This window comes from Serratia myotis, from assembly GCF_027474885.1.
GTDB classification, from domain to species: domain Bacteria; phylum Pseudomonadota; class Gammaproteobacteria; order Enterobacterales; family Enterobacteriaceae; genus Serratia; species Serratia proteamaculans.
This window is the reverse complement of sequence record NZ_CP099707.1, coordinates 1,885,795-1,907,060: the sequence shown is the minus strand read 5'-3', so window position 1 is coordinate 1,907,060 and position 21,266 is coordinate 1,885,795. Positions and strand designations below refer to the sequence as shown.

Genomic DNA, 21,266 nt, shown 5'->3' with positions numbered 1-21,266 from the left:
GCGGTTATTGAGTTTGATTCTCCACACGGGTGATGCCGTGTTTCTTCATCACTTCTTCCATGGTCAGATTGTCATCATCCGGCGTTTCGTCAATGACAACATCTTGCGGGCGAACGTAAGGTTTAGTGGCACGTTTGAACATCCACCACCAAACGAACACCAGAAACGCACCGGACTTCAGAAAAATCATGGTCCACAATGCTATTTGATACCAGCTCATCTCTATCTCCATGAAAGCGTTAAGCACGATCGCGTCGCTCTATTTTACCCTCTGTATAACTCTGATCAAGCGCCAACGGCACATCCCTCTGGTTCGAGCCGCTGTTATAGGGGTTTCTCTCATGATCTGCTCTACCCCGCCGCTAAAAGCTCCTTTCCTACCGCTGACGCCCGACAGCCGCAGTCTGCTGCGGTGTTGATGTACATACAGGCATTACTCGGCCAGGCTGTCTTATCCCTTCGAAAAGAGTGAATTGTCTTTTCTGAGCGCTCTCTTTTCATATAGCTAAAACATCTAACAAAACCACTTAAAATAGCCGTTTTAACCAAAAAATGTCAATTACCTCGTTTTTTCGCTATACTCGCCGAGTTAAATTTCTCGGGCAACTGTTCGCCCACTTTTTATGGAGCTGTTTTAAAGGATTAACCCCCATTCCCTAACGGACTAGCTAGAAGGTATTCTATGAGCCAAAACGACACTGAAATTGTGGCACGTCGTAGCCATATCAATCCTCCGGTATTTTTTATCTCTGCCGCTTTAATCATCATCCTGGTGGCCTTTGCCGCCCTGTACCCGGAGTTAGCCGATCGCAAATTCAAAGCGTTGCAACAGGGTATTTTCACCAACGCCAGCTGGTTTTACATTCTGGCGGTCGCACTGATCCTGCTGAGCGTGACCTATCTGGGTTTGTCGCGTTACGGCAATATCAAGCTTGGGCCGGATCACGCCCAACCCGACTTTAGTTATGTTTCATGGTTCGCCATGCTATTTTCCGCCGGGATGGGCATCGGTCTGATGTTCTTTGGTGTCGCCGAACCGGTGATGCATTACCTTTCTCCCCCTGTCGGAACGCCGGAAACAGTGGAAGCGGCTAAACAGGCCATGCGCCTAACCTTCTTCCACTGGGGCCTGCATGCCTGGGCGATTTATGCCATCGTGGCGTTGATTCTGGCCTTCTTCAGCTATCGTCACGGCCTGCCGCTGACGCTGCGTTCCGCGCTGTACCCGATTATTGGCGATCGCATCTATGGGCCGATTGGCCACGCGGTAGATATTTTTGCGGTGATCGGCACCGTGTTCGGCGTCGCCACCTCATTGGGCTACGGCGTCTTACAGGTTAATGCCGGTCTTAACCACCTATTTGGCTTGCCGATCAACGCCACGGTACAGGTGGTGCTGATCGTGGTGATCACCGGCCTGGCGACGCTGTCAGTGGTGTCCGGGCTGGATAAAGGCATCCGCATTCTGTCCGAATTGAACCTCGGCCTGGCGGTGCTGCTGCTGGTCCTGGTGGCTGCACTCGGCCCAACCGTGCTGTTGCTAAAATCCTTTGTAGAAAATACCGGCGGTTATCTTTCTGACATCGTCAGCAAGACTTTTAACCTGTATGCCTACGAGCCGAAATCCAGTAACTGGCTGGGCGGGTGGACGCTATTGTATTGGGGCTGGTGGTTGTCCTGGTCGCCTTTCGTCGGCATGTTTATCGCCCGCGTTTCACGCGGACGTACCATCCGTGAATTCGTCACCGGTGTGCTGTTCGTTCCCGCAGGTTTCACACTGCTGTGGATGACAGTGTTCGGCAACAGTGCCATTAATCTGATCATGGCCGAAGGGGCGCGCGATCTGGCTGACACGGTGCAAAATGACGTAGCACTGGCGTTGTTCAACTTCCTGGAACATTTCCCGTTCTCTAATATTTTGTCATTTATCGCCATGGCGATGGTGGTGGTATTCTTCGTCACGTCGGCAGATTCGGGGGCGATGGTAGTAGATACCCTGGCTTCCGGTGGTACCGACCAAACGCCGGTCTGGCAGAGGATTTTCTGGGCCGCCATGATGGGTCTGGTCGCTATTGCCCTGCTGCTCGCCGGTGGGCTAAGCGCGCTGCAAACCGTGACCATCGCCAGTGCCCTGCCGTTCTCGATAATCTTGCTGGTGTCGATCTACGGGCTATTAAAGGCCTTGCGTATCGACGCCTATAAGCGCGACAGCCAGGTGATGACCACTATTGCACCGACTGCCGCACGCAATCCGATCTCATGGCAACGGCGCTTACGTAATATCGCCTACTTCCCTAAACGCTCTCAGGTAAAACGGTTTGTCGGTGAAGTGGTTCAACCGGCCATGACGCTGGTAGAAGCAGAATTAGCCAAGCAAAACACCACGTCCTCGATTGATGATTCGCAGGACGATCGCATCCGTTTCGAAGTCGATTTGGGTGAAGACCTGAACTTTGTCTATGAGGTGCGCCTGCGGGCTTACATTCAACCGGCCTTTGCCCTGGCCGGGTTGAAAGACGAAGAACGTGATGAAGAACATAAGTACTACCGGGGTGAAGTCCACCTGAAGGAAGGGGGCCAGGATTACGATGTGATGGGTTGGACGCAAGAACAGATCATCCACGATATTCTCGACCAGTACGAGAAACACCTGCACTTCCTGCATTTGGTACGCTAGTTCCCTGCGCTACTGTTCTATTCAGCCGCCCCATCCGGGGCGGTTTTTTTATGCCATAAGCACTATGACATCAGCGCAACAAGCCATTTTTAGGACATAAAAAAACCCCGCGCTCTAAGAGCACGGGGTCATAATTTATGGCGGAGGAGCAGAGATTCGAACTCTGGAACGGTTTCCCGTCGACGGTTTTCAAGACCGTTGCCTTCAGCCACTCGGCCACCCCTCCGCAACGAGCCGAACTATAAACACAGCTGATCCGCTTGTAAAGCCCATTACCGTCCAATCGAGCGAAAAAGCAGCAACTGACGTGCAAGCGTTGAAGAAACCACCAACGCCGGTTCAATGTTGCAGCAATGATGACTAAGGGTAAAGATTGGTAAACAAACTTTAATCAAATGCTTGCGCTGCCTATCATCGTCACTAATTTTGTGATGACCTGATAAGAGAGATCATTATGGACCGTATTGTCGTCTCATCCTCCTCGCGTGACTCGTTACTGAGTACACATAAGGTTCTGCGTAACACCTATTTCCTGCTTTCGCTGACGCTGGCTTTCTCTGCGCTTACCGCAACGGCCAGCACCATGCTGGGGCTGCCGGCGCCGGGCCTGTTGCTGATGCTGGTCGGTTTCTATGGGCTGATGTTCCTGACACATAAGCTGGCGAACAGCCCAGCGGGCATTCTGGCGGCCTTCGCGCTGACCGGTTTTATGGGTTACGCCCTGGGGCCGATCCTCAGCTCGTTCATTAATACCGGAGCCGGCGACCTGATCATGCTGGCACTGGGTGGCACCGCGGTGGTGTTCTTCTGCTGTTCGGCCTACGTGCTGACCACGCGCAAGGATATGTCGTTCCTGTCCGGGATGATGATGGCCGGTTTTGTGGTGCTGCTCGTTGCCGTCATCGCCAACCTGTTCCTGCAGATCCCTGCCCTGCATCTGGCCATTAGCGCGCTGTTTATCCTGTTCTCCGCCGGTGCCATCCTGTGGGAAACCAGCAACATTATCCACGGCGGCGAAACTAACTACATTCGCGCCACCGTCAGTCTGTACGTGTCGCTGTACAACATGTTCATCAGCCTGTTGAGCATTCTGGGCTTCGCGCGCAGCAACTGATTCAACGTCTGAGAAATACCCAAAGCCCCGCTCCGGCGGGGCTTTATTTTTTGCAGCGACAAAAGTTTGCTAAACTGGCGGCCGTTCTGAATTACCCGTTACCGAGGCAGTATGTTGGAGTATGAAGGTCAGGTTATTGAAACCGACGCACAGGGTTACCTGAAAAACAGCGCGGACTGGCATGAGGCCCTGGCGCCGCTGCTGGCCGCACAGGAAGAGATAATACTGACCGAGGCACATTGGGAAGTGGTGCGTTTCGTCCGCAGCTTTTACCTGGAATTTAATACTTCACCGGCGATCCGCATGCTGGTCAAAGCCATGGCACAGAAATACGGCAAAGAGAAAGGCAACAGCCGTTATCTCTACCGCCTGTTCCCCAAAGGTCCGGCCAAGCAGGCCACCAAAATTGCCGGCCTGCCGAAACCGGTAAAATGCATCTGATACCCGGCTAATAGCGAATGCTGAAGCCTTGATAATCGGCGGTGCCTCGCGGTTCCACCAGCACGCGATCAACACGTGCGCTGCGCGGGCCGCCATTTTTCAGCCATTCCACCAGTTGATCCACCTGAGGTTGTTCGCCGCAGGCCACCACTTCTACGCTGCCGTCATCAAGATTACGTGCGTAACCGCTCAATCCCAACGCCGTCGCATGATGCTGGGTGTTATAGCGAAACCCAACCCCTTGCACTACGCCATAGACATACGCAGCAATGCAAACTTGTGTCATAATCGCCCCCTTATCGACTTACATTTATGGTATTGCCTGTGCGTTTGCACGGCGATGTCACTCTTTTTATCTAGCTGGCAGCATTCTTAATTATGACCGTACGCCTGTATCTCGCCAAAGGACGTGAAAAGTCCTTACTCCGTCGCCACCCATGGGTATTTTCCGGCGCTGTTCAACGTATTGAAGGTAAAGCCCTTTCTGGCGAAACCATCGATATTCACGACGCCCAGGGCAAATGGCTGGCACGCGGTGCCTACTCGCCGGAGTCGCAAATCCGCGCCCGCGTCTGGACTTTCCAGCAAGAAGAAGAGATTAACATCGAATTCTTCATCCGCCGTTTACAACAGGCGCAAACCTGGCGTGATTGGGTTGCCAAACGTGATGGGCTGGACAGCTACCGTCTGATTGCCGGTGAATCCGACGGTATGCCGGGCATCACTATCGATCGCTTCCAGAACTTCCTGGTGCTGCAGTTACTGTCCGCCGGTGCTGAATATCAGCGTGCCGCGTTGATTACCGCTTTGCAGCATTGTTACCCGGAATGTGCCATCTACGATCGTTCAGACGTAGCAGTGCGTAAAAAAGAAGGTTTACCGTTAGCCCAAGGCCAGGTGCTGGGCGATCTACCCCCTGCTCTGCTGCCGATTACCGAACATGGCATGAAACTGCTGGTAGATATTCAGCAAGGCCATAAGACCGGTTTTTACCTCGACCAGCGCGACAGCCGTCTGGCAGCACGTAATTACTCCGCCGGCCGTCGCGTACTGAACTGCTTCTCCTATACCGGTGCCTTCGCCGTGTCTGCCCTGATGGGTGGCTGTACGCAGGTGATCAGCGTTGATACGTCGCAAGCCGCATTGGATATCGCCAAACAGAACGTCGAGCTGAACAAGTTAGACCTGAGCAAAGCCGAATTTGTCCGTGATGACGTGTTCCAACTGCTGCGCGCCTACCGTACTCAGGGTGAGAAATTCGACCTGATCATTATGGATCCGCCGAAGTTCGTCGAAAACAAGAACCAACTGGCCGGTGCTTGCCGCGGCTACAAAGATATCAACATGTTGGCGCTGCAATTGCTGAACCCGGGCGGTATTTTACTCAGCTTCTCTTGTTCCGGCCTGATGCCAACCGATTTATTCCAGAAAATTTTAGCCGATGCCGCTGTAGATGCCGGGCGTGATGTACAATTTATAGAGCAGTATCGTCAGGCTGCCGATCACCCGGTTATCGCGACTTATCCTGAAGGGCTGTATTTGAAAGGGTTTGCGTGTCGGGTGATGTAACTTGAAATACGCTGTTTTGCCCTCATATAGAGAGCAAGGCACTGTTTCTCAGGAGGTCATCATGATTGCCAGCAAATTCGGTATCGGACAACAGGTTCGGCATAAGCTGCTGGGGTATTTGGGGGTGGTGATTGATATCGACCCTGAATACTCTATGGACCAGCCTAAAGCTGACGAAATAGCGGCGAATACCGATCTACGGTTCGCTCCTTGGTACCACGTGGTGATGGAAGACGAAGAAGGCCAACCGGTGCATACCTATCTGGCGGAAGCACAGTTAGATGGGGAAGCCCAGGACGCTCATCCTGAACAACCATCGCTGGACGAATTGGCGGAGTCTATCCGACACCAGCTACAAGCCCCACGCCTGCGCAACTGATGCGCCAGGCCTGAGAAACACCCGATAAGAGCCTGGCACTATGCCAGGCTTTTTATTTTTCAGCGCTCCAGCCCCAGACGCGGGATTTCGATTTTAGGACAGCGATCCATCACCACCTTCAACCCCGCTTCGCTTGCCAATGCCGCTGCCTGTTCATTAATAACGCCGATTTGCAGCCACAGAGCCTTGGCACCGATCGCAATGGCCTCCTGCGCTACCGCGTATGCCGCTTCTGAATTACGGAACACGTCAACCATGTCCACCGGATGCGGAATATCTTTCAATGTGCCATAGGCCTGCTGACCTAGCAGCGTTTTTCCGGCCAGTTTTGGGCTGACCGGCGTAACCTGATATCCCTGTGCAAGCAGATAGGCCATCACACCAAAACTGGGTCGTGCCGGATTGTCACTGGCACCCACCAGCGCAATGGTTTTCACCTGCTGCAACAGACCGGCAATCTCGTTGTCTTGCATTTTCCGCTCCCAATGATCAACGGGGGATTTCCCTATTTCGAGTGTAACCCATTGACCTTAAATCGGCTAAACCTGGGGTCCCGGAAACTCCCGGCGACTTTTGCGGTCTGATGCTGTCACTGCCAGCATATGCCGGTTTAAAAGGTGTCAAAATGAATATAAGTATGTACATTTGTAACTTAAACCATGATGCTGAAAAACTTTGACACAACCTGTGGCGTGTTCAACACTGATAGCGATGCTACTTATAAGGAGATAACAATGAAATTTGGTCTGATGGTTGCGGGGCTGCTCAGCATCAGTATCAGCATGCCTGCCGTGGCTACGACCCTGAAACTCTCCCCTGACATCGACCTGCTGGTGGTCGACGGCAAGAAAATGACAGGATCGTTGTTAAAAGGCGCCGACAGCCTGGAGCTGGATGGCGGGCAACATCAGTTGCTGTTTAAAGTGGTCAAATCTGTACGCTCAGGGCAAAACGATCAAACGGCCTATACTTCACCACCGCTGATCGCCACCTTCAATACGCAAAATGTCAGCTCCGTCGCCATTGAGCTGCCGCGCATTGAAAATGTTCGGGACGGTCAGCGATTTGACAAGACGCTAAATTATCAGGTGATTGATAAAAACGGCAACGCGCTGGTGATGAAACACGATGTATTGCACCCCGATGGCGTCACGCTCAGCGTCGATCTGGAAAAGGTAATGGCGGATTATAACAGTCAGAAGCGCCCTGCATCCGTACCGGCCTTCACCCACGCACGCTCCACTGCCTCCTCCTCACTGGGTAGCGCAGTGTTAAACTCCCCCACGGTGACGCTGAAAGGTGAAAACGTTTCCGAACAGATGCTGCAATACTGGTATCAGCAGGCGGACAAAGAAACGCAGAAGCGTTTTCTCCACTGGGCCAATAAACAGGCAGTGCGTTAAGTAAGATTGCCGACGCCTTTATTTAAAGGCGCGCTTTCTTCGCATTTTCAGGTGTAAACGCTAGGCAGTGAAAAGCAGTTTCAGTAATCTGTCGCACATCCCCTGATTAGCGAAGGAAATCCAGATGGAATTTACCACCCGCACTATCGCCGCGCGCAAACACATTGCGCTGGTGGCGCACGATCACCGTAAACAAGCCCTGCTGGCATGGGTAGAAGACAATAAGGCCGTGCTGGAACAACACCAACTTTATGCCACCGGCACCACCGGTAACCTGGTGCAACAAGCCAGTGGTATTCCGGTGCATAGCATGCTGAGCGGGCCGATGGGGGGCGACCAGCAGGTTGGTGCACTGATTGCCGAAGGCAAAATCGATATGTTGATCTTCTTCTGGGATCCCTTGAACGCGGTCCCCCATGATCCTGATGTGAAAGCCCTGCTGCGCCTGGCGACCGTGTGGAATATCCCCGTCGCCACCAACCGCTCAACCGCAGATTTCCTGATTGGCTCTTCACTGTTCAAAAGCGAAGTAGAAATCGCCATCCCTGACTACCAACGCTATTTGCAGGATCGCCTGAAATAACCCTTTAGGCCTGGTTTCCACCAGGCCTAAAGCTTAGGGTTTTTTCTGCGACGGTACGCCAAGATCCTGAAGTTGTTCCACGAACACCGACGGACGCTCGCGATCCTGTAAGAGCCATACCTGATGCTTGGCGCGAGTCAGCGCCACATACAGCAAGCGTCGCTCCTCTGCATCCGGGAAATCTTCCGGTTGCGGCAACAGCACATCTTCCAATACCGACTCACGCGCAACCGCGGGGAAGCCGTCGTTGCCATCGTGCAAACCAGCGATAATCACATACTCAGCCTGCTGCCCTTTGCTGGCGTGGATGGTCATAAACTCAATGGTCAATTTAGGCCAGCGGGTCGCCGCTTTTGACAACACTTGCGGTTTCAGATGATGGTAACGCGCCAGCACCAGGATCCTTTCTTCCGGCTTGGCATAACCGCTTAGCTTATCCAACAAATTTTCAAGCTGTTCATGCGGTAACAGAACTACCGATTTCTTATTACCTTTACTCAAGCTGTTCAACGGTTTTTTCAACTGATGCGGGTTCTGCTGTACAAAGCGGTTTGCCACCTCACCGATGCGCTCATTGAAGCGGTAAGTCGTATCAAGCGCGCACTGGGCACCTTCGCCAAAGTTATCGGCAAACGCCGTGGTTAACGTCAGTTCGGCACCGCTGAAGCGGTAAATGGCCTGCCAGTCGTCACCCACCGCAAACAAACAGGTTTGCTTGTTTTGTTTACGCAGCGCCGCCAGCAATTGCGCACGCTGTGGTGAGATATCCTGAAACTCATCCACCAGAATGTGCTTCCACGGGCTGACAAAACGCCCTTTCTCCAGAATATTGACCGCCTGGTGGATCAGACCGGAGAAATCAACCGCCCCTTCCTCTTTCAGCGCGCCTTTCCAGGCCTTGAGCAAGGGTGCCATCAGCCGGATACGTTTTGAGAACAGGTCACGGATCTCTTCATCCGCCTGTTCGATCATTTCCGCCTGGCTACCGCCGTGCATCCTCATCAGCCCCAGCCAGCGTTCGAGACGACCTGCCAACCGTTCAGCCAGGCGTTTGTCTTGCCAAAAGTCGCCTTCCGGCACTTCCCATTCCAGCTCTTCAGTCAGCCATTGCCGCCACCCTTTGGCCTGGGCTTTTTTCTCGGCACACTGCTGCTGCCAATGCGCTATCAACAAAGCTCGTCGAGCCTTGCTGTCTGTTTCCAGCTTACTGATCGCCGGCACTTTACGGTTACCCTGCTGAATAATTTGCAGCGCCAGCGCGTGGAAAGTTTTGGCCTGAATCGCCACGCTACCCAAGCGCTCCTGAATACGCTCGTTCATCTCTTCCGCCGCCTGACGACCAAATGCCAGCAACAGTATTTGCCCGGGTTCAGCCTCCTGACGACGCAGCAGCCAGCCGGCTCGCGCCACCAGCACCGAGGTTTTACCGCTACCAGCCCCAGCCAGCACCAGCACCGAGTCTTCGCCATTGACCACTGCGCGGCTTTGCGAGTCGTTCAGCGGTGAGGTTTCGATGCTCTGGAAGAAATCATGGTAGGTCTCCAGCATACGTTCGGTCCATTGCTGATTACGCTGCCCTACGCTGCGCAACCCCTGCTGCAGCCATTGCTGGCAAAGCTGATAATCATCCCGGCAATTGTCGAATTGATCCAACCGTGCCACCGGCATGGGTAAGGCGCCGAAAGACTCGCGGATTTGTTGCTGCAACTTGCCCAGTTCGGATTTTTTAAACCACTTATCCTGCTGTTCAATACGCTGAATATGTTCAACCTGCTGGCGCAACACGCCGGCGCTGACTTCGCTCATCTCGGCGCTCCACTGTTGCCAGGCCTGCTGGAGATGATGATAGAAGCGCTGAGTTTCCTGCCATTCGGTACCGTGCAAGCGCACCACTTTTTCATCCGGCAGCTCAAACTCCAGCTCGCCCCAGACGATGCCTCGCTTACACCTGACATGAATCAACTGATTGAAAGGAATGAGATATTCATGTTTTTCACCGCTCACCTCGACACCGGCGTGCAGCAACCGCACACGGTTATAAGGATGCTGAGCCAGGTGTTTCCCCAGCGATGTCGCTTTAAGTTCCATATCTTCGCGCCATGACTATGTTGAGATTAAATAACGGATATCTGCCAGTTTACCTGTGATAAGCAGTGACACTCTAGCGCTAAAAAAAGGGTAGAATAGATTTTGCGTTTTGATAGCAAACGCAACCGCATCGCGGTTTGGCCATCATTAGAGCAGAATGACGACTATGCGTACTGTACTGAATATTCTTAATTTTGTGTTAGGCGGCTTTTTCACCACCCTTGGCTGGCTGGTCGCAACGGTGTTTAGCGTGCTGCTGATCATCACCCTACCGTTAACCCGCTCCTGCTGGGAAATCACCAAACTATCGTTACTGCCTTTCGGCAACGAAGCTATTCACGTTAATGAATTGTACCCGGAAAAAAGCAACGCGCTGCTTTCCGCCAGCGGTTCACTGCTGAATATTGTCTGGCTGATCCTGTTCGGCTGGTGGCTGTGCCTGTCACATATTGCTGCCGGTATTGTGCAGTGCGTGACGATTATTGGCATTCCGGTAGGCATAGCCAATTTCAAAATCGCCGCTATTGCCCTGTGGCCGGTTGGACGCCGTGTGGTGTCCGTTGAGATGGCGCAACAGGCCAGAACTGAAAATGCCCGACGTCAGTACCAGCAGCGTTAATTTTTTCTCCGCCTGAGGAGTTTTTCGTGCTCTCTTTTGCACCAGCAATACGCCGTTATGCCTACAACAGCAATCTGCTTTATGACCTGCGTATTTTTATTGCGCTGGCTGGCGCAGCCGCCGTACCCTGGTGGCTCGCCATTCCCAAGCTCACCATTCCCCTGACTCTGGGGGTGGTGGCAGCGGCATTGACCGATCTGGATGATCGCCTGACTGGCAGACTGCGCAATCTGCTGATCACGTTGGTGTGTTTTTTTGTCGCCTCCGCCTCCATTGAACTGCTATTCCCTTATCCCTGGCTGTTCGCGCTCGGCCTGACCACTTCCACCTGCGGTTTTATTTTGCTGGGTGCGCTCGGGCAACGCTACGCCACCATTGCGTTTGGTGCTCTGCTGATCGCGGTCTATACCATGCTCGGCACTTCAATGTACGACGCCTGGTATCAACAACCGATGCTACTGATCATCGGTGCCCTGTGGTACAACCTGCTGACGCTGATTGGACACCTGATCTTCCCTATCCGCCCATTGCAGGAAAACCTGGCACGTTGTTACAATCAGTTGGCGAATTATCTGGATGCCAAAGCCAACCTGTTTGATCCCGACGTCGAGCATGATGCAGACCTGCCGTGGATGGATGTTGCCATGGCCAACAGTGCGCTGGTGACCATTCTGAACCAGACCAAAGTTTCATTGCTGACGCGGTTAAAAGGCGATCGAGGTCAACGCGGTACCCGCCGCACGTTGCATTATTATTTCGTTGCCCAGGATATCCATGAGCGCGCCAGTTCCTCTCACGTTCAATATCAAGCCCTGAGCCGACAATTCCGCCACAGTGATATTCTGTTCCGATTCCAGCGTTTGCTCAGCATGCAAGCACGCGCCTGTCAGCAGTTGGCACAGTCGATTTTGCTGCGGCAGAAGTATCAGCACAACCCTCGCTTTGAACCGGCCTTTGCCCGTATTGAAGAAGCTCTGACTCGCATCGCCATCACCCCGGAAAATCGTGAGTTAACCAAAGCGCTGTCACACCTGTTAAAAAACTTACGCGCGATTGACGCACAATTGGCGAATATTGAGTCCGAACAGGCATTGGCCAACGGTCAGGTGGAAGAGAATAGCCTGTCGGATGACCGGATCACCGGCTGGAGCGACATCCGCTTGCGTATCAGCCGCCATCTGACACCTCAGTCGGCCTTATTCCGCCACGCCATCCGCATGTCAGCGGTGTTGTGCGTGGGTTATGCCTTTATTCAGTTTACCGGCATGCAGCACGGTTATTGGATCCTGTTAACCAGTCTGTTTGTCTGCCAACCGAATTACAATGCCACGCGTCGCCGGCTGGCGCTTCGAATTATCGGCACGCTTGCTGGTATTCTTATCGGTCTGCCGATCCTCTATTTTGTGCCTTCACTGGAAGGCCAGATGGTGCTGATTGTTATCAGCGGCGTGCTGTTTTTTGCTTTTCGAACCGTGCAATATGCACACGCCACCATGTTTATTACCCTACTGGTATTGCTGTGCTTTAACCTGCTGGGTGAAGGTTTTGAAGTCGCCGCGCCTCGCGTTTACGACACGATTTTAGGGTGTGCCATCGCTTGGGCGGCAGTCAGTTTTATCTGGCCAGACTGGAAATTCCGCCAACTGCCGGCAGTCGTCAGCAAAACGCTGAACGCCAACTGCCGTTATCTGGATGCCATTCTGGTGCAATACCATCAGGGCAAAGATAATGGCCTTCCTTATCGTATCGCTCGTCGGGATGCACACAACAGTGATGCAGAGTTGGCTTCGGTGATATCCAACATGTCTGCCGACCCAAAAGCCAATAAGGAAGTTCAGGAAGCCGCCTTTCGCCTGCTGTGTTTAAACCACACCTTATTGAGTTATATCTCTGCGCTGGGCGCCCACCGTGAGCGCCTGAACAACCCTGCTACGTTGGATCTGCTGAATGATGCAGTTTGTTATGTCGATGGCGCCCTGCATTGGGAAGAACAGGACGAACAACGCATCACTCAGGCGTTGGAAAGTCTGGCAGAACGTATTCAGCACGCAGCGCCGGAACCGGAAAGCAAAGATCAATTGGTATTACAGCAGATTGGATTGGTGATTGAATTGCTTCCGGAACTCACGATGCTCAATGCGCAAATTGGCAAATCGGCCTAATCACCCGGGGCCTTTTATCAGGCCCCGAACTCCCGGGTTATGTCCGTGGCTAAGCAACGACATGGTTCGCTCAAACCAATGAGTCAGCTCACTACGCATTTCCGAGGGTAAGGCAGCATGATGATAACCGGCAATGGCTCCCCCCAGAGAAAGCAGTACCCGTAGGCCCAAATTGTGTTGCTGCTGCAACAAACGGAGATAGCTGCGCTTGGCACCGTTCAGACGTAAATCATAAACATTGCGAATGCCCGCCCGCCAGAGTAAGCGTTCCATATTGATGTCAATATTCGGCAAGGCCTTCAGACGCCCCTGGTTATCCGTTTTCACCTTAAGTTCCCGGCGTGCTTCCCGAATTGCCTGCCAGGCTAACCCTACAAGTTCTCCACGATCCCGCCATAGCGTTTCATCAACCCAGTAATAACGCATGGTTATGGGTACTCCACGCTTGGAGTAAACCATATTAACCATTCCGCGTTCGCGGAAGGCTGGCTCCAGGCTATCCGTCGCGCGAAGATACAGCTCCCCTTCGGCAATCACAGCGAACATGACGCCATCGGCCAGTATCCCGTACCCACCGAATTGTGAGCGTGTAGTGATGCCACCTAATGCGTAAAAATAAGCTTTGGCCTGTACGATCCTTCCCGTTGATGTCCCTTTCATAGCGTTCTCCTGGTGTAGGTTACCCTTCTATTATTCCTCGCATCAATGAAATAAAGGTAACGTGAACAAGTAATTAGAAAAATACGCACTATCCGCAGTCATGCCAATCACAAAAGCCCGTCGTATAAAAAATAATCGCAATTATGCGAGGTACCACGAAGATTTGGGTTGATCTTAATCACAACAGGATGTACTGTATAAACATACAGTGACACTACGGGCGGGATACTTTATGCGTACTCAATCACTCTACAAAACCAATTTCAGCCACAGCTCTTTTGCGGTGAATAATGCTGCAGAAAGCACGGATGCCGGCAAAGAGAATGGCCTTATCAGTGAACTTGTTTACAACGAGCATCAGCCCGCAGTGGCGCAACTATTGCTGCCACTGTTGCAGCAGTTGGGTATGCAGTCACGCTGGCTGTTATGGCTGACCCCACAGCAAAAACTGAGTAAGTTGTGGCTACAGCAATCCGGTTTGCCGGTGGGGAAAGTGGTGCAACTGAGTCAAATTCATCCGTTGGACACGGTTGAAGCGATGGAAAAAGCGCTGCTGACGGGTAACTACAGTGTAGTTCTTGGATGGCTGCCCGATCTTACAGAAGAAGATCGTCTAAAATTAAGGCGTGCGGCAGAATTAGGTAACGCTTATGGGTTCATAATGCGTCCTCAACGTGACATAAACCCGATTCACGGACACTGTTCCACCCTAAAAATTCACTCTTCTTTGTATCATTAAGTAAATTTAGGATTTTTCCCATCATTTTCATCTCCCTGCAAGGGAACCTTTATGGGATCAGGGACAAAGCGAGTGCGGCTGCGGTTCCGCGACCTAAATCCAAGGTCAAAATGCTCGCTTTTTTGCCGGTTAATGTTAGTAAATATGTATGTTTCTGCGTTTTTTTTTAGAGCTTTATCACATCACACTTGTAACTTTCGCGCCACGTTGTAGACTTTACATCGCCAAGGTTGCTCTATAACGCCAGATAAACTGGCCGAGTAACAAACGAGGGCTCAAACCTTGGCGAAGGAATTTAACCAAGGGCTTAAACAGCTTTAAAGCTCATTGCCTATTTGGATGATAACGAGGCGCAAAATGAAAAAGACAGCTATCGCATTAGCAGTGGCACTGGCAGGTTTCGCAACAGTAGCGCAAGCCGCCCCAAAAGATAATACCTGGTACACTGGTGCTAAACTGGGCTGGTCCCAGTACCATGACACTGGTTTCTACGGCAACGGTTACCAGAATGGTATCGGCAATGGTCCGACCCATAAAGATCAACTGGGTGCTGGCGCGTTCCTGGGTTACCAGGCGAACCAATACCTGGGCTTCGAGCTGGGCTATGACTGGCTTGGCCGTATGCCTTACAAAGGCAGCGTGAACAACGGTGCTTTCAAAGCGCAGGGCGTTCAACTGGCCGCTAAACTGAGCTACCCAATCATGGACGATCTGGACATCTACACTCGTCTGGGCGGCATGGTATGGCGTGCTGATTCCAAAGCTAACTACGGTAATGGCACTCGTCTGAGCGACCACGACACCGGCGTTTCTCCTTTGGCAGCAGTTGGTGTTGAATACGCACTGACCAAAAACTGGGCTACTCGCCTGGACTACCAATTCGTTAGCAACATCGGTGATGCAGGTACTGTCGGCGCACGTCCAGACAACACCATGCTGAGCCTGGGTGTTTCTTACCGTTTCGGTCAGGATGATGTTGTTGCTCCAGCACCAGTTCCAGCTCCGGCTCCAGTTGTTGAAACCAAGCGTTTCACTCTGAAGTCTGACGTGCTGTTCAACTTCAACAAATCTACTCTGAAAACAGAAGGCCAACAGGCTCTGGACCAGCTGTACACTCAGCTGAGCTCCATGGATCCTAAAGATGGTTCTGTTGTAGTTCTGGGTTACACCGACGCCGTTGGTTCTGACCAGTACAACCAGAAACTGTCTGAAAAACGCGCTCAAAGCGTTGTTGATTACCTGGTATCTAAAGGTATTCCTTCAGACAAAATCTCTGCACGTGGTATGGGCGAAGCTGATTCAGTCACTGGTAACACCTGTGGCTACAAAGCTGGCCGTGCTACCAAAGCACAGATCGATTGCCTGGCACCAGATCGTCGCGTAGAGATCGAAGTTAAAGGTATCAAAGACGTTGTAACTCAGCCACAAGGCTAAGCTACCACTCTTAGTAAAAAACCCCGCAATGCGGGGTTTTTTTTCGGCCAAATTAAGTGACGTTGGCATTAGCAACAAAGAGCCCCTTACAAAGTCGGGGCTGGCTGGTAGGTTTACTCTTTGTCTTTACCGAGAATGGCTTTTAAATCCTGCTTGAGTGACGACATCTGGCTGTCGTACTTCTCTTTACGTTCTGCGTCTTCGATCAACTGCACCACGGTTTCTGACAGCGTCACCCCACGACGACGGGCAAGCGCAGCCAACCGCTGCCAAACCAGAAACTCCAGATCGATAGATTTTTTACGCGTATGTTGGTGTTCTGCGTTAAAATGACGTTTACGCCGTGCGCGGATAGTTTGCTTCATCCGGTTATCCAGTTCCGGATTCATATGATGGCTTATCCACGTCAGCACTTTTACCGGCTCATTTTCCAGCTTCAGCAGCTCGTCAATGGCTTCCTGAGCGACGCTGTTTTCAATGTGGCGGGTAATAGCTTCCCCTTCCCGGTGCTTTTTCACCAGGTACTTCCATTTCCAACCGCTCTCCAGATTTTCCAGTTGCTGATATTTCATCGTGAGCTCTTCAGTGACCGCGTAACTTTATTAAGCATAACAGCTTTACGCCGAATTTCCCCGCCAATTACACCCCGTTTTAGACTGTTTTTTGCACAGTCATCGCGCGATGTCAAACTCCCTGACATCAACTGTTACTCTGCATCTATCAAGCTGCCGTTATTCTTGTATAATCGCCCTTTCCCTTTTTGACGATTGCATCTAACACTTTGACCAATAACCGACTTGAATGGCAATCACTGTTGCCGGACGTTACGCCTTATCAAGCGATATTTGATACCGCCGCGCAGTTGGCACCCGTGTCCTTTGCCTCTATTCAGCCTCGACTGGAAAACGCACTGACGCTGTTTTGCCATCCACAGTCACCACCGCGTTTCATGTTATTGAAAGCGCAGGAAACGCGTGAGTATCTGGCGCTGATCGCCCATGCAGTTGAACAACTGCAGCCGCAGAATACCGCGTTCAAGGGCAGTCATTATGTGATCCAGGGCAGCAAGGTCAGCGTAGAACCCGCCAACCAGGGTGATGAACCCTTTGCCGCCGGTGGTGCCTGTGTGTTTCAAGAGTGGGTTGAACCAGAACAGCTGTTTGGCTGCGTCCGGATCCACAATGATGAGATCAACCTGCAGCCCGGTCTGGTACATCAGGCCAACGGGGGCGTACTGATCCTGTCTGCGCGTTCTCTGCTGGCTCAGCCGCTGCTGTGGCTGCGCCTGAAGCAGATGATCACCCAACGTCAGTTCCACTGGGTTTCCCCGGATGAAACACGTCCTCTGCCGATCACTATTCCAGCCATGCCGCTGGAGTTGCGACTGATCGTCGTGGGCGATCGTCACGGTCTTGCCGATTTCCATGATATTGAGCCGGAACTGTGTGAACAGGCGGTCTACGGCGAATACGAAGAAGATCTGCAACTCACCGAAATCGATGACATGGTGCAATGGTGTGGCTACGTCAATACTCTTATTGATGAGAAGCAACTGCCGCCATTGGCAGCCGATGCCTGGTACCCGTTAATGATCCAGGCGGTCCGTCACAGTGGTGATCAGGGCAACCTGCCGTTGTCCCCACTCTGGCTCGGCCAGCAACTTTCTGAAGCCGCGCTGTATGTCGAAGAAGAAAGCATCACCGCCAAAGCGTTTGAAGCGGCACTGAATGCTCGCGAATGGCGTGAAAGCTACCTTGCCGAACGGATGCAGGATGAGATTGAACTGGGCCAAATCCTGATTGAAACCGAAGGCGAAGTCGTCGGTCAGATCAACGGCCTGTCTGTGTTGGAATACCCAGGTCATCCGCGCAGCTTCGGCGAGCCCTCCCGTATCAGCTGTGTCGTGCATCTTGGCGATGGTGAATTCACCGACGTTGAACGCAAGGCCGAGCTTGGCGGTAATCTGCATGCCAAAGGCATGATGATTATGCAGGCGTTCCTGATTTCCGAACTGGAACTGGACCAGCCGCTGCCCTTCTCCGCTTCCATCGTGTTTGAGCAATCTTATGGCGAAGTGGACGGTGACAGCGCCTCATTGGCTGAGCTCTGTGCACTCATCAGCGCACTGTCGCTGCAGCCGATCACCCAGCAGATTGCGGTAACCGGCTCCGTTGACCAATTCGGTAATGTACAGCCGATTGGTGGCGTCAACGAGAAGATCGAAGGCTTTTTTGAAGTTTGCCAACGTCGCGGTTTGACGGGTAAACAGGGCATCATTCTGCCCGCCACCAACGTGCGCCACCTGTGTCTGCGTCAGGACGTGGTCGATGCGGTGCGCGAGGGGCAATTCCATCTGTGGGCCGTCAACAGCGCCGCAGAGGCCTTGCCATTACTCACCGGTTATCCCTACTCTGATGAACAGCAGCCGAACTTGTTAGCTGCCATTCAGGAACGGATTGCACTGGTGAATCCGCAGGAACGCCGGCGCTGGCCGTGGCCACTTCGTTGGCTCAACTGATTCAGCCACGGCTGATCGGACTTGTTCAGCGTACACGTGTAAGCTAAGATGCGCCCTTCAATAAAATAAGGTTTACTGAGAACATGGTAGAAAAACGCGACTCCTATACGAAAGAAGACCTCGAAGCATCCGGCCGTGGCGAACTGTTTGGCGCCGGTGGCCCGCCGTTGCCGGCAGGTAACATGTTGATGATGGACCGCGTGGTCAAAATGACCGAAGACGGTGGTACCCACAACAAGGGTTATGTGGAAGCGGAACTGGATATCAATCCGGACCTATGGTTCTTTGGTTGCCACTTTATCGGCGATCCAGTGATGCCGGGCTGCCTGGGCCTGGATGCGATGTGGCAGTTGGTAGGTTTCTACCTCGGCTGGCTGGGTGGCGAAGGTAAAGGTCGTGCGCTGGGCGTGGGTGAAGTCAAGTTCACCGGCCAGGTACTGCCAACCGCGAAGAAAGTCACCTACCGCATTAACTTCAAGCGTGTGATCATCCGTAAACTGATTATGGGTGTGGCTGACGGTGAAGTCCTGGTCGATGGTCAGGTCATTTACACCGCCAGCGATCTGAAAGTGGGCCTGTTCAAGGACACTGCTGCGTTCTAACTGCAGCCACGGCGACCTTTCCGGTCGCCGTTTATTTTTCCCCGCCGTTATTCTGTCGTGCCTGTAATACTCAGGTTCATAGCGGCTAAAAAGTGACTACAATTATTGTAGTCACCAAGAGGTGTGTCATGCAAAAAACCCGTTTTGATAACATGCCATGCCCGGTAGCTCGCTCACTGGACCGCGTCGGAGAATGGTGGAGCATCCTGATACTTCGCGATGCGTTTCATGGCTTGTCCAGGTTTGATCAGTTCCAGCAAAGCCTGGGGCTTTCGCCCACCATATTGACCCGTCGCCTGAAGTATCTGGTAGAAAGCGGCATTTTGCATAAACAGCGCTATCAAACACGGCCGGCACGCTACGAGTATTTGCTCACTGAGCGTGGCAAAGATTTTTTCCCGGTACTTGCGGCCCTCTTTCACTGGGGTAATACCCACCTGGCCGATGACGGCATTAGCGCCGAATTGGTCGATCGTCGTACCGGGCAAGTTATACGCCCGCAACTGATCGACAGCATTACTCAGCAACCCATCGCGTTGCATAATATTACGTTAGCACCAGGGCCGGCAGCGACCGACGGTATGCGCCAGCGTGCAGCCCTGATGCAGCAGAACCTTTCTGCATTTCCCCCTGAATCATCCAAGGAGTCACTATGAACACTCGTCGTATAGTCATTACCGGCATGGGCGCCGTTTCGCCACTGGGATGCGGCGTAGAGGCTATCTGGCAGCGTCTGCTGAACGGCCAGTCCGGCATTCGTCCATTGCCAGAAGAGATCGTTGCCGACCTGCAGGTGAAAATCGGTGGTCAGGTACCTACATTGGAACAGGATGCCGAAGCGGGTTTCGATCCCGATCTTTCGGTTGCCCCCAAAGACCAGAAGAAAATGGACCGCTTTATCCTGCTCGCCATGGCTGCAGCCGATGAGGCCATCCGCCAGGCCGGCTGGGTCGCAGATACGGAAGATAAACAGGAACGCACCGCAACCGTGGTCGCTTCCGGTATTGGCGGTTTCCCGGCTATCGCTCATGCGGTACGCACCACCGACAGCCGCGGTGCCAAACGCCTGTCACCTTTCACCATCCCCTCTTTCCTGGTTAATCTGGCCGCCGGTCATGTATCGATTAAACACCAGTTCAAGGGCCCGATTGGCGCCCCCGTGACGGCCTGTGCCGCAGGCGTACAAGCCATCGGCGATGCCGTGCGCATGATTCGTAACGATGAGGCAGATATCGTACTGTGTGGCGGTACAGAAGCGGCTATCGACACTGTTAGTCTGGGTGGCTTTGCGGCAGCACGCGCCATGTCCACGACGCCGGCAGAGGCCGCGGCAACAGCCTCACGGCCTTTTGACAGCGCACGTAACGGGTTCGTTATGGGTGAAGGTGCCGGTATGCTGGTGATTGAGACACTGGAGCATGCTCTGGCCCGTGGGGCAACGCCACTGGCGGAAATTGTGGGTTATGGCACCAGCGCAGACGCTTACCACATGACCTCGGGTGCCGAGGATGGCGACGGTGCCTATCGTGCCATGAAGATTGCCCTTAAACAGGCTGGCGTAACCCCAGAGCAGGTACAACACCTGAACGCCCATGCGACATCGACACCCGTAGGTGACCTGGGGGAAATTAATGCCATCAAGCATCTGTTTGGTACCAACGGGGGCGTAGCGGTGACGTCGACCAAATCAGCGACCGGCCATTTACTGGGTGCCGCCGGCGGGCTGGAAACCATCTTTACCGCACTGGCGCTGCGCGATCAGATTGCACCGGCCACGCTGAATTTGGAGAGTCCGGATCCGGCGGCCGAAGGGCTGCACCTGGTAGCGAACAAAGCTGAGCCTATGACCATAAACTATGCACTGTCGAACGGTTTTGGTTTTGGCGGTGTCAATGCGAGTATTTTGCTGAAACGCTGGCAGGGGTAGTCGTACAGCCTTAAACAAAAACCTCCGCGCTGGGCGGAGGTTATTCCTTTTTTTGACAGGGAGCCGCTTAAGCGGTCACAGCCCTGTCCTCCATGGCTTCTCGCCAACCTCCCAGCCACTGAGACCGGGCGTCCACTGATGATTGGTAGGGACAATATTCCCTGGAACGCCCTATAATACCTGCCTGATAACCTCTTGAATGCGCCCTTTCCAGACGATCGCGTTTCTGTCTCTTCATGCCTCGTTTCCCTCATTTTTTGGTCTGGTGGAAAGAAAACAATGGCTGCTTTTTGTGCAGCCACATTTAAGCAATAGCGCTAAATGGCGGGAAGATCAATGCGCAAAATTCAC

At 52.9% G+C, this 21,266-nt stretch carries 22 protein-coding genes and 1 tRNA gene; 15 read left to right on the top strand and 8 right to left on the bottom strand.

Annotated elements, in window-relative coordinates; translation table 11 throughout:
- Positions 1 to 4 precede the first annotated feature (4 nt).
- The gene (locus NHG65_RS08880; RefSeq protein ID WP_020826186.1) at positions 5 to 220 is read right to left on the bottom strand and encodes a hypothetical protein; all 216 of its coding nucleotides are present in this window, start codon (positions 218 to 220) and stop codon (positions 5 to 7) included.
- Positions 221 to 682: 462 nt separating this feature from the next.
- Here NHG65_RS08880 and NHG65_RS08875 point away from each other — a divergent pair, with 462 nt between their 5' ends.
- On the top strand, positions 683 to 2,677 hold the full coding sequence (locus NHG65_RS08875; RefSeq protein ID WP_207977647.1) for a BCCT family transporter: 1,995 nt from the start codon (positions 683 to 685) through the stop codon (positions 2,675 to 2,677).
- 138 nt (positions 2,678 to 2,815) lie between these two features.
- Here NHG65_RS08875 and NHG65_RS08870 read toward each other — a convergent pair.
- Positions 2,816 to 2,903 (bottom strand) — tRNA-Ser (locus NHG65_RS08870).
- A 228-nt stretch (positions 2,904 to 3,131) separates the two neighbouring features.
- Here NHG65_RS08870 and yccA point away from each other — a divergent pair.
- Together yccA and tusE are read left to right on the top strand one after the other, a co-directional pair.
- A complete protein-coding gene (yccA, locus tag NHG65_RS08865) occupies positions 3,132 to 3,791 on the top strand; it encodes an FtsH protease modulator YccA (protein WP_004942825.1) in 660 nt (219 codons plus the stop codon).
- Between the two features lie 111 nt (positions 3,792 to 3,902).
- Positions 3,903 to 4,232, top strand: a complete 330-nt coding sequence (gene tusE / locus NHG65_RS08860; RefSeq protein ID WP_499183173.1) for a sulfurtransferase TusE — start codon at positions 3,903 to 3,905, stop codon at positions 4,230 to 4,232.
- A 7-nt stretch (positions 4,233 to 4,239) separates the two neighbouring features.
- Here tusE and yccX read toward each other — a convergent pair whose 3' ends face one another.
- A complete protein-coding gene (gene yccX / locus NHG65_RS08855) occupies positions 4,240 to 4,518 on the bottom strand; it encodes an acylphosphatase (protein WP_499183172.1) in 279 nt (92 codons plus the stop codon).
- A gap of 92 nt (positions 4,519 to 4,610) precedes the next feature.
- On the opposite strand from yccX, the gene rlmI reads away from it, so the two are divergent.
- Together rlmI and hspQ are read left to right on the top strand one after the other, a co-directional pair.
- Positions 4,611 to 5,801, top strand: coding sequence for a 23S rRNA (cytosine(1962)-C(5))-methyltransferase RlmI (gene rlmI, locus NHG65_RS08850; protein ID WP_099061699.1), 1,191 nt, complete (start codon positions 4,611 to 4,613; stop codon positions 5,799 to 5,801).
- A gap of 61 nt (positions 5,802 to 5,862) precedes the next feature.
- On the top strand, positions 5,863 to 6,180 hold the full coding sequence (hspQ, locus tag NHG65_RS08845) for a heat shock protein HspQ (protein ID WP_085116120.1): 318 nt from the start codon (positions 5,863 to 5,865) through the stop codon (positions 6,178 to 6,180).
- A 59-nt stretch (positions 6,181 to 6,239) separates the two neighbouring features.
- On the opposite strand, the gene NHG65_RS08840 is transcribed toward hspQ, so the two are convergent.
- Positions 6,240 to 6,653, bottom strand: coding sequence for a CoA-binding protein (locus NHG65_RS08840; protein ID WP_129938439.1), 414 nt, complete (start codon positions 6,651 to 6,653; stop codon positions 6,240 to 6,242).
- A gap of 261 nt (positions 6,654 to 6,914) precedes the next feature.
- Between NHG65_RS08840 and NHG65_RS08835 the strand changes: the two genes are divergently transcribed.
- Together NHG65_RS08835 and NHG65_RS08830 are read left to right on the top strand one after the other, a co-directional pair.
- Positions 6,915 to 7,583 carry a DUF2057 family protein gene (locus tag NHG65_RS08835; RefSeq protein ID WP_099061701.1) on the top strand — a complete coding sequence of 223 codons (669 nt, stop codon included), beginning with the start codon at positions 6,915 to 6,917 and terminating at the stop codon, positions 7,581 to 7,583.
- Between the two features lie 124 nt (positions 7,584 to 7,707).
- Positions 7,708 to 8,166, top strand: coding sequence for a methylglyoxal synthase (locus NHG65_RS08830; RefSeq protein ID WP_112350356.1), 459 nt, complete (start codon positions 7,708 to 7,710; stop codon positions 8,164 to 8,166).
- Between the two features lie 33 nt (positions 8,167 to 8,199).
- Here the strand turns inward: NHG65_RS08830 and helD are convergent, their stop codons facing one another.
- Positions 8,200 to 10,254, bottom strand: coding sequence for a DNA helicase IV (gene helD / locus NHG65_RS08825; RefSeq protein ID WP_499183171.1), 2,055 nt, complete (start codon positions 10,252 to 10,254; stop codon positions 8,200 to 8,202).
- A gap of 166 nt (positions 10,255 to 10,420) precedes the next feature.
- Between helD and NHG65_RS08820 the strand changes: the two genes are divergently transcribed.
- Positions 10,421 to 10,873, top strand: coding sequence for a YccF domain-containing protein (locus tag NHG65_RS08820; RefSeq protein WP_099061704.1), 453 nt, complete (start codon positions 10,421 to 10,423; stop codon positions 10,871 to 10,873).
- A gap of 26 nt (positions 10,874 to 10,899) precedes the next feature.
- Positions 10,900 to 13,035 (top strand): YccS family putative transporter, encoded by a 2,136-nt coding sequence (gene yccS, locus NHG65_RS08815; protein WP_099061705.1) that lies wholly within the window; start codon positions 10,900 to 10,902, stop codon positions 13,033 to 13,035.
- Here the strand turns inward: yccS and NHG65_RS08810 are convergent, their stop codons facing one another.
- A complete protein-coding gene (locus NHG65_RS08810) occupies positions 13,036 to 13,695 on the bottom strand; it encodes a TfoX/Sxy family DNA transformation protein (protein ID WP_261415751.1) in 660 nt (219 codons plus the stop codon).
- A gap of 232 nt (positions 13,696 to 13,927) precedes the next feature.
- On the opposite strand from NHG65_RS08810, the gene sulA reads away from it, so the two are divergent.
- A complete protein-coding gene (sulA, locus tag NHG65_RS08805) occupies positions 13,928 to 14,434 on the top strand; it encodes an SOS-induced cell division inhibitor SulA (protein ID WP_099061707.1) in 507 nt (168 codons plus the stop codon).
- A gap of 357 nt (positions 14,435 to 14,791) precedes the next feature.
- Entirely contained in the window at positions 14,792 to 15,868 is a 1,077-nt protein-coding gene (gene ompA / locus NHG65_RS08800; protein ID WP_207977639.1) for a porin OmpA, read from the top strand.
- 113 nt (positions 15,869 to 15,981) lie between these two features.
- On the opposite strand, the gene matP is transcribed toward ompA, so the two are convergent.
- Positions 15,982 to 16,440, bottom strand: coding sequence for a macrodomain Ter protein MatP (gene matP, locus NHG65_RS08795; protein WP_099061708.1), 459 nt, complete (start codon positions 16,438 to 16,440; stop codon positions 15,982 to 15,984).
- A gap of 209 nt (positions 16,441 to 16,649) precedes the next feature.
- On the opposite strand from matP, the gene NHG65_RS08790 reads away from it, so the two are divergent.
- The 4 genes from NHG65_RS08790 (at position 16,650) to fabF (ending at position 20,915) form a co-directional block, all read left to right on the top strand.
- Entirely contained in the window at positions 16,650 to 18,386 is a 1,737-nt protein-coding gene (locus NHG65_RS08790) for an AAA family ATPase (protein ID WP_499183170.1), read from the top strand.
- An 83-nt stretch (positions 18,387 to 18,469) separates the two neighbouring features.
- Positions 18,470 to 18,988: a bifunctional 3-hydroxydecanoyl-ACP dehydratase/trans-2-decenoyl-ACP isomerase gene (gene fabA / locus NHG65_RS08785; RefSeq protein ID WP_012006178.1), complete on the top strand. Its 519-nt coding sequence runs from the start codon at positions 18,470 to 18,472 to the stop codon at positions 18,986 to 18,988.
- A gap of 128 nt (positions 18,989 to 19,116) precedes the next feature.
- A complete protein-coding gene (locus tag NHG65_RS08780; RefSeq protein ID WP_207977636.1) occupies positions 19,117 to 19,644 on the top strand; it encodes a winged helix-turn-helix transcriptional regulator in 528 nt (175 codons plus the stop codon).
- A complete protein-coding gene (gene fabF, locus NHG65_RS08775; protein ID WP_499183169.1) occupies positions 19,641 to 20,915 on the top strand; it encodes a beta-ketoacyl-ACP synthase II in 1,275 nt (424 codons plus the stop codon). The genes NHG65_RS08780 and fabF overlap by 4 nt, the downstream gene beginning before the upstream one ends.
- A 67-nt stretch (positions 20,916 to 20,982) precedes the next feature.
- Here the strand turns inward: fabF and rmf are convergent, their stop codons facing one another.
- Positions 20,983 to 21,153, bottom strand: a complete 171-nt coding sequence (gene rmf, locus NHG65_RS08770; protein WP_085116107.1) for a ribosome modulation factor — start codon at positions 21,151 to 21,153, stop codon at positions 20,983 to 20,985.
- Positions 21,154 to 21,266: the final 113 nt, after the last annotated feature.